Consider the following 11,731-nt stretch of genomic DNA (forward strand, 5'->3'; position numbering starts at 1 on the left):
ATGTTAAGATGTTTTTTGCAAAGGATACTCATTAGAAACAATATGGTTAATTAGATTTTTAATAGGTTTTTTGACAAAGCTTTTGACCGAAAAACCCCTTTCCGATATCATTTTATTGATGATGTCTTGGGTAGAGTATGCTATGGAACCAACAAAATGTAAGGGATAATTTTGTAGCTCTTTTGCATAAAGCATTATATAATTGTCTAGGAATACCTTGATTCCATTGTGTAAAATTCTTTCGATAAAAGGATGACCTCGATGCTCGAATAAAAAGATCGCATATGACGCCAAATAAGCATTAGGTCGTTTTAGCTCATATAAATTATACAAGAGTTGCTCTAGATCAGCGCCAAATTTGCTCTTAAAACCTATAGCAAGGCTGGAAGGCATATTCCGGAAATAGAAACTTTTTAGTAATTCTTTCCCAAAATAATTACCGCTGGCTTCATCGGCTAATAGATATCCTAAAGAAGGCGTATGCTGTATTACTTTCTTTCCATCAAAGTAGCAGCAATTAGATCCTGTTCCAAGAATAGCGATGACTGCGGGTGTTTTTGTTGTAGCGTGAACAGCAGCAATCATATCCTCTTCAATTTTTAGTAGTTTTAAGTTTTTAAAAATGGAATAGAAGGATGCTTTAATTTTTTGATTAGATGTATCAGTGCCACAACCAGCTCCGTAAAAGTGTATTTTATCTATTTGATTTCTCTTTTCGAATACCTCAGAAATTTCGAATATTATATTTTCAATTTTACTTTGTGACATGTTTAATGGATTGATTCCAATGGTTGTTTGTGAGGATATATGATTCCCCAGTTGATCAATTAAAGTCCAATCACATTTTGTAGAACCACTATCAGCAATTAGTATCATACTTAATAATTTTATAGTTTGCTTGATAATTGAGATGTAAATGATTTATAGCTTATTTCTAAATCTGAATTTCGTTTTGATCCAAAACTTTTGCCTTGGTTTTCTCTATAAAGTGATCTACATCTAAATCAATGGTTAGCCTTGTTATATTTTTCATCATACACCTTTTAGATTCATAAAAAATGATGTGGTTATATGCACTAAAAATAATGTCTTTTAAAAGCTTCAATAGCTTCATAATCAGCTAACCCAAGTTTATCGTATAATTCTGCAGTATTTTTGTTTCTTTCTTCCGCTCTTAACCAAAATTCTCTAGAATCTTCTCCTTGAAACATTACTTTATCCTTTTGTGATTGGTGAAAAAGAATGGCATTTGTCTTTCTATTTACTTCATCTGGACTTAGAGGTACAGCCATTTCGATATCATGGATATCCCATTCGTGCCAAGCTCCTCGATATAACCACAGCCAACAGTCATTCATAAATTCTTCCTCCTTCAGAATGGATACGGTTTCTAAAATGGCATCAAGACAAAGTTTATGTGTTCCGTGCGGATCTGCCAGGTCTCCTGCAGCATAAATCTGATGTGGTTTTATACCCGTTATAATATCTTTTATGATATTGATATCGACATTGTCGATTGGGTTTTTCTTTACTTTTCCAGTTTCATAAAAAGGAAGATTGAGGAAATGTACTTTATGATCGGGAAGCCCTAAATAACGAGTCGCTCCGTAGGATTCCATTCTTCGAATAAGACCTTTGGTTAATCTAACTTCTGCGGTATCAATATCTCTATTGTTTTTATGTTTTATTGCGTCTATTATTTTTTTGAAAATTGGATCATTTTCAGACAGACATCGTGCTACCTCACCAAATTTTAAAGCTTCCTGATCTGTTACAGCGATATTTCCAGAGGTTTGATAAGCTACATGTACATCATGCCCTTGATCAATAAGTCTGGAAAATGTACCTCCCATAGAAATTACATCATCGTCAGGATGCGGACTAAAGATCAGGACTCTTTTTTTAGCTGGGTTGGCTCTCTCTGGACGTTTGGTGTCATCAGCATTTGGTTTTCCACCAGGCCAGCCAGTGATGGTATTTTGTAAATGATTGAACATTTTGATATTAAGTTCGTATGCGGACCCTTCTAATGTGAGTAGGCTAGACATACCATGGTCATTATAATCTTTATCTGTTAGTTTTAACAATGGTTTCTGTACCTCCTGGCTTAGCCAGGTGACTGCCTTTAGCTTAAGCTTAGGCGTCCAGATACATTGATCTACCAACCATGGTGTTTTTATTCTGGTAAGATCCTCGGCAGCTTCATTATCTAGAATTATGGTTATGTTTTTGTGTTCCTGAAGGAAGGAAGCAGGAATCTGGGATGTTACTTCACCTTCGATCGTTTTTTTAACAACAGATGCTTTTTTATGTCCCCAGGCAAGTAAAAGAATACGCTTAGCTTTCATGATTGTGCTAATTCCCATGGTAATTGCTCTTTTGGGAACATTTTCTAAACCATTAAAGTCTGAAGAGGCATCTCTTCTTGTAATATGATCCAATGTTATAATTCTGGTTCCAGAATTACGATGTGATCCTGGTTCATTAAAACCAATATGCCCAGTTCTGCCAATACCAAGTAGTTGAAAATCCAGTCCACCAAGTTTTTTGATTTTCATCTCATAATCGATACAGTATTGATCGATTTCTTCTACATTAATATTTCCAGAAGGTATATTAATGTTTTCGGGATTTATATCAACGTGATCAAACAGATGTTGATGCATAAAGTGATAATAACTTTGCTGGTTGTCTGTATCCATTGGGTAGTACTCATCCAGATTAAAAGTAATTACATTATTAAAACTGAGTTCTCCCAGTCGATGCAATGTAACGAGTTCTTCATATACTTTTATAGGAGAGGATCCAGTAGCTAAACCTAAAACACAGGGTTTACCTTCCTTTTGTTTTTGTTTTATTAAGTCTGAAATTTCTAAAGCTGCCAATTTAGAAGCATATGAAGAATCCTGAAATATTTCATTATGGATTTTTTCAAACTTCGTATCTTCAAATTTGCCGACTTGTCTGAATTTAATTTCTTTAATCATTTTTAGTCTTTAATGGTACCATATTTATTTATGGAGGGTTAATAAGAGTTTCTATGATAATTATTCAATATCCCACCAGATGGGGGTGGTCATTGTATCTGGTCCTTGTCTTTCTATGGCTTCTTTTACGTTTTCTTCGTTTGCAACCAATTCGGTAGTAGAGTATTGCAGTCTTCTAGGGATTCTTCCATTGTTGGGTTCAGAAACAAAAAACATCGAATCATCCGTTAAGGGAGGAATCAATTCTGTCCTTCTAACCAGAGACCAAGCCTCATATCCATTCATTAATAATGCTAACCATCGCTGGTTCCAGACAGCTTCTAGTTGTTCTTCATTAGATCCCGATAAAGTCGCAATAGGTTCGTTCATAATAAAAGTTTCGATGTCGCCAGAATCGACTCCCCAAAATTTCATGCTAGCTCTTATACCTTCTTCATATAAGGCTTGCGGATTTCCTGTATATCCCAGAAGGGCTGCTTCTGCCTGTAAAAAGTACGACTCAGCTGCGGTGAGTATTTGAGTAGGCACTACATTAGTAATATCGGTTGTTGAAGTTCCTATGATTTTTTCAGATGGGATTGCAAGATTATTTCTTGGGATAATTCCTCTCATGGAAATTGCAGTGCCCTCAAAAGTATTATTCGGAGATGGGTCAGCCACTTGAAAGACTCTAGGGTCGTTGTTATTATTTAATAAATTCATATAACGATCGGAGAATACCCACTTAGATCCCAATCCACCAAATCCCCAATATACATCTTCAAAACTTCCATCGAGGAATGATAATATCAATGCAGATTCGGATTTCTTTAATAAAGCTTCATTAGAACTGTCTAGTAATGGATTACTTAGACATTCATTAATCACTGTATCTATAAAAGATTGGTCACCATCTCGCATAAAAGCATCTCTGGATCGTATCGCGATGCGTAATCGTAAAGTATTAGCAAAAGTTTTCCATTTTTGAGGATCACCATTATAGATAAAATCTCCCTCTGCACCAGCAATTATTTCTGATGATGCACCAATCTCATCCATTTGTGTTTTTAGGTCATTTAATAATCCAGTATAAATATCTTTCTGAGAATCATAAGCTGGTTGGGGATTCTCTAAAATTAATTCATCTCCAACAACTTTACTGTAAGGAATATCCCCATAAATGTCTGTCATTTTTTGATAAAACCATGACATCATAATTTTGGTAACAGCCGCACCATTTTTATCTCCTAAATCATTGTAGGTACCCAGCAAGTTTCTAATGTTTAAAGAGACTTTTTGATAAGAAGCATCAAATATAGCATTCGTCCAACCCTGATTATTTTGATAAGCATCGCCCGCAAACCAAGAACCTTCAGCATTATAACTAAACTGATGTGCGAATTGACTTGTATAAATTAGATTACCTCTCCATGTCAGGAAACGAGGTTCTGCAAATTCAAAATACTGTACTCCAGCCATGATCCCTTCTACGGTTGCAGTCTCAGGATTTATAGGATTTGTATTTATTTCTTCGAAATCTTCTGTACAAGAAATTGTGGTAATAATTAGTATAAGAAAACCAACAAATAGTCTTATCGTGTGTTTTGGAGTTTTCATAATTCTTTGTTTATTAATATCATTATTCATTTTTTAAAAAGTAACGTTTACTCTCAGTCCGTGGCTACTTGCAGAGGGAATTCCAAAAAATTCAACACCTCCAAAACTTGTATTAAACCCTGTTTCCGGATCAAAATTATCAGTATGGCTATGCAGTATGGCTAAGTTTCTTCCTACATAGCTTATGGATAGATTAGAAAGATGCAATCCTTTAATACTTTTTTCTGGGAAATTATATCCAAAGGTTAGTTCTCTGAATTTGATAAAGCTCCCATCGTACACCCAATTTTCTCCGATCTGACCAACTCTACCCCAATATATTTGAGGATTTACCCCTCTTTGTGCAACCTCCGGATCTAAAATACCGTCTACAGTTGCGTTTTCAGGAACTATTATTCCTTGTCCTCCAGTAAAAAATTCTCTACCTTGTAATGTCTCGACTGCGGTACCTTGTGTATGTCTTTGTATTTCAGATAACGAGAATACATCGCCACCAAATCTTGCATCAAATAAGAAACCTAAAGAGAATTGTTTATAGGTGAAAGAGTTTCCCCAGTTTACAAAAGCATCCGGAGCCACGTCTCCAATTTGAGATATTTCAGTATTCACCACTGGTAATCCATTCGTATCATATACTATATTTCCGTTATCATCTCTGGTAAAGGTAGTGCCGAATAATCCCTGAGCACTGGAGCCTACTTCTGCAGCTACCTGTACAATATCATTAAATTGTCGTATCAATATGTTTCTGTCTACTCCTTGTGCTAATTCTTCTACTTTATTTTCGTTTGTAGTCACATTTACGGTAGTAGACCAGCTAAAATCTTCGGTCTTTATAATATCAGCATCCAGAGAAAGTTCGAGTCCTTTATTTGTTACTAAACCTGCATTGATAATTTGATTTGCAGCGCCACTTGCAGGAGGAAGCGTCAATCTTAATATTTGATCTTCAGTTCTGATGGTATAATAGGTAGCAGAAAGTCCAATTCTATTGTCCATAAAACGGGCGTCTAGACCAAACTCAAGTGCATTTGATATTTCTGGAACTAAATTAGGATTATTAAGTTCTGGACCAGAACCTGCACCTTCTTCTGCATTTCCGAAAAAGAAAAAACGTTGTCCATTAAAGAGATTTGAAGATACGTTATACGTATTTACCAAAGAAAAAGCGCTGGTAGCATTTCCCGTTTGTGCAAAACTTCCTCTTAATTTTAAATTTGATAATACCCCACTATCTTGTAATGATGGAAAAGCATCGGTTACCACAAAACTTAGACCCACTGATGGATAAAAAAACGAAGCATCATTTATCGGCAATGTGGAACTCCAGTCATTTCTAGCTGTAAATTCCGCAAATAAATAATTATTAAATCCTAAAGTCATAGAACCGAAGACAGAATTTGATGAATTTTTAGCATTGCCTGGAACTACACTAATACTTTCAAAATTATTCAGTGAGAAAAAATTGGGTAGTAAAAAAGTTTCTCCAATAGCTTGTAGTGATTTAAAAGAAACATCAGAATGACTAAAACCTAAGGTGGCCCCTAAATTGAAATTATTGCTTAAATCTGTATTATACTTAAAAATCAAATCATAATTATTGGTTCTTGCAGTGGAATTGGTATCAGAAAAACGGCCATTACCTGCGATGTCAAAAGCTCCGAAAGGATTGAATATCTGCTGATTAGTTGTAATGTGATCCTGAGAAAGTCTCATAATACCCTTTAATCCGGGTAAAATATCTATGTTTAATTCTAGTAGCCCTATATATCGATCAACCTCATCCTCATTTAGCAGCGTATTTGATGTGTAAAAAGGATTTGTGATGAAAGCTCCAGCCCAGTTATTGGGTGTGCCATCTGGTTCTAAAAAATTATCTCTTAGCAAAGCATTAGAAATATTTCTGGGTCTTAGAGAAAGTGCACGTGTAATATTTGTTTGTCCTCCAGTAAGTTCAGGTCGGTTTTGTGCATCTTGGTGGATATAGTCAACTTTTCCCACGATTTTCAACCAGTTAGTAATAGAAGCTCCTGCTTTAATACTAAAGTTTTGACGTTTCAGGTTACTTCCGGGAACGATCGACTCATCATCTAATCTGGAATAACTAAATCTATAGTCAAATTTTTCCGTACCCTGTGAAACCGAAACTGAGTTTAAAAAAGAGAAACCTGTTCTAAAAAAATCTTTAAATTCATTATCATTTGCCGCATAAGGTGCTGTTCCAATACCATCGAAACGTTCTTGTAATGACCCATCCAATCTCGGACCAAAACTACTACCATTGGTAATGTCATATACCAATTGATTTGTAGAGGTATCGAATACACCTTGTCCATATTCATTTTGGAATTTTGGAGATACCAATATAGAACTGGCTGTTACAGCAGAATTTATTTCTACAGTAGGTTTATCAGAACGTCCTTTTTTTGTGGTTATGACTAAAACACCATTTATTCCTCTAAAACCGTAAAGTGCTGTAGCGTTTCCACCTTTTAATAAGGAGATGTTTTCAATATCATTAGGATTTAAATTAGAAAGTGTATTACCATAATCGAGCCCTGAAGCAAAATCTCCTTGACCGCCCTGATTATCATCAATAATAACACCGTCTAATACAATTAGAGGTTGATTATTAGTGCCTAATGAACTGATTCCTCTAACATTAATAGATATGGAGGATCCAACTCCTCCTGAGTTTGAATTAATATTAACACCAGCTAATTTTCCTCGAATTGCGGATCCTACATTAGGATCTGCTGTTTGTACAATGGATTCAGATTTAATTTGCTGTACGGAATATCCTAGTTTTTTTGATTCTTCCCTAATACCAAATGCAGTGATTACCACATCTTCTAGTTGTTCTGTGTCCTGTTCCAAGCGGATATTAATAGAACCGGATGAATCAACTAACTTTTCTATCGTTTTAAATCCGATATATGAGAAAACTAATACGTCACCTACAGAAGCATTAATAGTATACAAACCATCAAAATCGGTCTGTACTCCATTAGAAGTTCCTTTAACAATTACATTTACTCCTGGTAATGGAGTATCGTTAACCATATCTGAAACTTTTCCTGATATACTTTTGTCCTGAGCGGCAACTCCTATTATTAAAAATAAAAATGAAATGAAAGTTAATTTTTTTTGCCTCATGTTTTCCTTTTATTGATTATTTGTGTTGTTCTAAATTAATAGATAGAAGGTTTTCTTTTTTTTTTTTTATCCAAACAGCAGCATTTTGATAATGAACGACATGTAACCGTAGATAACCGTTATTGATATTTTTAGTGATTGAATTTTTTTTTGCTTTTTATCATATTTAATAATACTTTTTCACAGTTTTTTTAATAAAATTAACATAATTCTGTGTCAAAAATTGAAGAAAACGCAATCCACAAAGATGTGGTAGGAAGATCAATTGAAACAAAGTACCATGTCTATTTTTGGATAACGTACTTTCTTTTTAATGTGATCAGATGGGGAAGTTATTTTAATGATTATTGGTATTCATTTAGATCTAACTTAGTTGAGTTTCCATTGCATTTAGTAATTGTTTATTTCAACATATATTATCTCATTCCTAATTATTTATTAAAGAAAAAGTATACAACTTACGTTACTTTTTTGCTTTTTAGTTTGGGGATCCATTATGTGGTAAGATCTACTTTGAATTATTGGTTAATTACGGAAAATATATGGCCAGAAGCTCAAGGTGAGAATGAACCTTTTGGGCTTAATCATATCATAGCGGTAGTACTAGGCGAACTCTACGTTCTTGCTTTGACCTTTTCTATAAAAATTAGTATAGATTTTATTATGGAAAGAAATAAAACAAAACAATTAACGGCATTACAGTATAAAACCGAATTACAATATCTCAAAGCTCAAATTCAACCACACTTTTTTTTTAATACGTTAAACAATTTATATGCGTTAACTATTCAAAAGTCTTCGAAAGCATCTGAGGTAGTTGTTAAACTATCAGAATTTATGCAATATATCATATATGATGCTAGTAAAAGAAAGGTTTCATTGATTCAAGAGATACAATATATTGATAATTATATAGAGTTGGAAAACATAAGATATGGAAGCCAAATTAAGACAGAAATTAATATAAAAGGATGTATCGATGATGTATTAATAACTCCTCTCCTGTTTTTACCTTTTGTCGAAAATGCTTTTAAACATGGTTTTAAAGATACAGGAGAAATGAGTCTGTTGGTTTCTTTTGAAGTTCGCGACGATACCTTGATTTTTATATCTGAGAATAGTTATGATGAAAAAGCCTCTTCAAGGTCAAAGAATGGAATTGGAATTAAAAACGTAGAAAGAAGGTTACAACTTTTATATAATGAAAATTACATGTTACTGATATCAAATGATAATAACCTATATAAGATTACTCTTAAAATCCCTACCTCATGACCATAAAAAGTATCATAATTGATGATGAACATTTAGCAATAAGTATTATTGAAACATATCTCAAAGAATTTAAAAATATTGAAGTTATAGCAGTGTTTAAGAATCCTTTGGAAGCATTACCTCTGTTGGAGGATGGGGGTGTCGATGTGGTGTTTCTAGATATAAATATGCCAAGGATGAATGGTTTGGAATTTTTAAAAACTCTGAAAGACTATCCACAAATTATTATTACTACTGCATATAAAGAGTATGCAATTGAGAGCTATGAATTAGAAGTACTTGACTATTTAGTAAAACCGATACCGTTTAGTAGATTTTTAAAATCAATTAATAAGTTGATGGCGAGATTGATAACACTAGATAAAGGAAAACCTTTCGCTGATTTCGAACAAGCTCCTCATATTTTTTTGAAAGTAGACAAAAAACTAATCAAGATTTTTCTTAAGGATATTCTCTATATAGAAAGTTTAAAAGATTATATAAAGTTGCGTAGTGTAGAAGGAACCTATATTTCCCATAAATCGTTGGCCAGTATAAGCGATGAATTACCATCTGAAAATTTTATTAGAATACATAAATCATATGCTATTGCTATTGATAAAGTAAAATCTGTAGAGGGGAATCTTGTAGAGATCGGAGACAAGAGAATTCCTATCGGGCGTAATTATTCAATTCACGCTAAAAAACAAATACTAAAAAACAAAGGAAATTTATTCAATGGGTAAATGCCAATTACATACAGGTTTTACAAGAAACCTTTTAAAACAAAGATAGAATCATATTTTTTACACGATAGGCATAACCATAATACAGCAAATATAATCACATGAAACTAAGCACACTTGATTACTCAATTATAATAGTTATTTTACTCACTACACTTTTTATAGGGATAATCGTATCAAAAAAAGCAGGAAAAAGCACTTCAGAGTATTTTTTATCAGGTAGAAATATGCCTTGGTGGTTATTAGGGTTCTCTATGGTAGCTACGACTTTCTCTACAGATACTCCAAACTTCGTAACTGATATTGTGAGAAAGGATGGAGTTTCTTCAAACTGGATGTGGTGGGCATTTTTAATTACTGGCCTTCTAACAGTTTTTATATATGCTAAATTGTGGCGAAGATCTAATGTAAGTACAGATATTGAGTTTTATGAATTACGTTACGGAGGAGCGCCCGCAGTTTTTTTAAGGTCATTTAGAGCTTTATATTTAGGTCTTATCTTTAATGTTTTTGCAATGGCAGGAGTTACATTGGCTGCGATTAAGATCGGTAGTATCATGCTCGGTTTAGAACCTTGGGAAACTATCGTGTATGCAGGAATAATCACCGTAGTATTTAGTGCTCTGGGAGGTTTTAAAGGAGTTGTTTACACGGATTTTTTATTGTTTTTTATCGCGATAGCGGGTGCAATAGGAGCAGCGTACTATCTGGTGAATATCCCTGAAGTTGGTGGACTTCAAAGCTTAATAACACATCCAAATGTGTCTGATAAATTATCTCTTTTGCCAGACTTTGATGATAAAGAAGCTCTCATTACATTACTGATTATTCCATTAGCAGTACAATGGTGGAGTTCTTGGTTTCCTGGAGCAGAACCTGGAGGTGGAGGATATATAGCACAAAGAATGTTAGCTGCTAAAAATGAAAATCATGCCATCGGAGCCACATTCTTCTTTAATATTATGCACTATGCATTGCGGCCATGGCCGTGGATATTGGTAGCCTTGGCCTCACTTATTGTGTTTCCTGATATTGCGAGTATCCAAGAAGCTTTTCCAAATGTAACCGAAGATAAATTAGGGCACGACTTAGCATATTCTGCAATGTTGGCAAAATTACCAAGTGGGCTCTTAGGATTGGTTTTTGCTTCATTAATTGCAGCATATATGAGTACTATCTCTACACATCTTAATTGGGGATCTTCTTATATTGTTAATGATTTCTATAAACAACAGATAAAAAAAGATGCATCAGAAAAGGAATTGGTAATGGTTGGTAGAATTTCTACAGTAGTGCTTATGGTTTTAAGTGCACTTTTTGCATTATATCTTAAAAATGCAAAACAACTTTTTGATATTATCATAATGTTTGGAGCAGGAACAGGACTTATATTTATTCTTAGGTGGTTTTGGTGGCGAATCAATTCATGGAGTGAGATCTCGGCAATGATTATTTCTGGAGTTGTTTCATTAATTTTTGCCTCATCAATTGGAGACAGGCTTTTTGGAAATGAAGCAATGATGTCAAGCTGGACAAAGCTTCCAAGTATTGTATTTATAACAACTGTTGTTTGGGTAAGTGTAACGTTATTGACAAAATCCGAAAGTAACAGTGTTCTGTACAATTTTTACAAAAAAATACAACCAGGAGGGCCTGGTTGGAAGAATATTATTAAAAAGGCAAAACAGGATAATATTGATATTGTAAAAAGCACAGACCGATGGAGTGTCCCATCAGGAATTTTAGCACTATTACTAGGATGTTTCTTAGTGTATGGAGTACTTTTTACAACTGGACATATAATTTATGGTAATTTACAGGAATCGCTCGTTTTGGGAACAGGAACCATCATTTCAGGAGTTTTGCTCTTGAGAGTATGGAGAAAAATTGGAAAAGACCTGATAGTCTAATAATATCATAGATTTAGCAAAATATACATAATGAATAGCACTGAAATTTCTCGGTGCTATTTTCTTTTCCGTAGCTAACACA

General features: G+C 34.1%; 7 protein-coding genes. 3 read left to right on the forward strand and 4 right to left on the reverse strand.

The window, feature by feature from the left end; translation table 11 throughout:
• Nucleotides 1-3: 3 nt before the first annotated feature.
• The 4 genes from Q1A73_RS12845 to Q1A73_RS12860 all read right to left on the reverse strand — a co-directional run bounded on the left by Q1A73_RS12845 (nt 4) and on the right by Q1A73_RS12860 (nt 7,739).
• Nucleotides 4-876, reverse strand: coding sequence for an N-acetylglucosamine kinase (locus tag Q1A73_RS12845; RefSeq protein WP_299606191.1), 873 nt, complete (start codon nt 874-876; stop codon nt 4-6).
• Between the two features lie 200 nt (nt 877-1,076).
• Nucleotides 1,077-2,987 (reverse strand): glucosamine-6-phosphate deaminase, encoded by a 1,911-nt coding sequence (gene nagB, locus Q1A73_RS12850; protein WP_299606193.1) that lies wholly within the window; start codon nt 2,985-2,987, stop codon nt 1,077-1,079.
• Nucleotides 2,988-3,047: 60 nt separating this feature from the next.
• Entirely contained in the window at nt 3,048-4,583 is a 1,536-nt protein-coding gene (locus tag Q1A73_RS12855) for a SusD/RagB family nutrient-binding outer membrane lipoprotein (protein WP_299606196.1), read from the reverse strand.
• A gap of 33 nt (nt 4,584-4,616) precedes the next feature.
• Complete coding sequence (locus tag Q1A73_RS12860; protein WP_299606199.1) at nt 4,617-7,739, reverse strand: SusC/RagA family TonB-linked outer membrane protein; 3,123 nt, start codon at nt 7,737-7,739, stop codon at nt 4,617-4,619.
• A gap of 213 nt (nt 7,740-7,952) precedes the next feature.
• Here Q1A73_RS12860 and Q1A73_RS12865 point away from each other — a divergent pair, with 213 nt between their 5' ends.
• The 3 genes from Q1A73_RS12865 (at nt 7,953) to Q1A73_RS12875 (ending at nt 11,649) form a co-directional block, all read left to right on the forward strand.
• On the forward strand, nt 7,953-9,014 hold the full coding sequence (locus Q1A73_RS12865) for a histidine kinase (protein ID WP_299606201.1): 1,062 nt from the start codon (nt 7,953-7,955) through the stop codon (nt 9,012-9,014).
• Nucleotides 9,011-9,739 (forward strand): LytTR family DNA-binding domain-containing protein, encoded by a 729-nt coding sequence (locus Q1A73_RS12870; RefSeq protein WP_299606203.1) that lies wholly within the window; start codon nt 9,011-9,013, stop codon nt 9,737-9,739. The genes Q1A73_RS12865 and Q1A73_RS12870 overlap by 4 nt, the downstream gene beginning before the upstream one ends.
• A gap of 101 nt (nt 9,740-9,840) precedes the next feature.
• Nucleotides 9,841-11,649 (forward strand): sodium:solute symporter family protein, encoded by a 1,809-nt coding sequence (locus Q1A73_RS12875; RefSeq protein WP_299606206.1) that lies wholly within the window; start codon nt 9,841-9,843, stop codon nt 11,647-11,649.
• Nucleotides 11,650-11,731: the final 82 nt, after the last annotated feature.

This window comes from uncultured Aquimarina sp. (assembly GCF_947492115.1).
In the GTDB taxonomy this organism is placed as follows: Bacteria; Bacteroidota; Bacteroidia; order Flavobacteriales; family Flavobacteriaceae; genus Aquimarina.

Bases quoted from the DNA above. Each gene is read 5' to 3' on its own strand.
- Q1A73_RS12845 (WP_299606191.1), bottom strand. From the start codon at position 876: ATGATACTAATTGCTGATAGTGGTTCTACAAAATGTGATTGGACTTTA.
- nagB (WP_299606193.1), bottom strand. From the start codon at position 2,987: ATGATTAAAGAAATTAAATTCAGACAAGTCGGCAAATTTGAAGATACG.
- Q1A73_RS12855 (WP_299606196.1), bottom strand. From the start codon at position 4,583: ATGAAAACTCCAAAACACACGATAAGACTATTTGTTGGTTTTCTTATA.
- Q1A73_RS12860 (WP_299606199.1), bottom strand. From the start codon at position 7,739: ATGAGGCAAAAAAAATTAACTTTCATTTCATTTTTATTTTTAATAATA.
- Q1A73_RS12870 (WP_299606203.1), top strand. From the start codon at position 9,011: ATGACCATAAAAAGTATCATAATTGATGATGAACATTTAGCAATAAGT.
- Q1A73_RS12875 (WP_299606206.1), top strand. From the start codon at position 9,841: ATGAAACTAAGCACACTTGATTACTCAATTATAATAGTTATTTTACTC.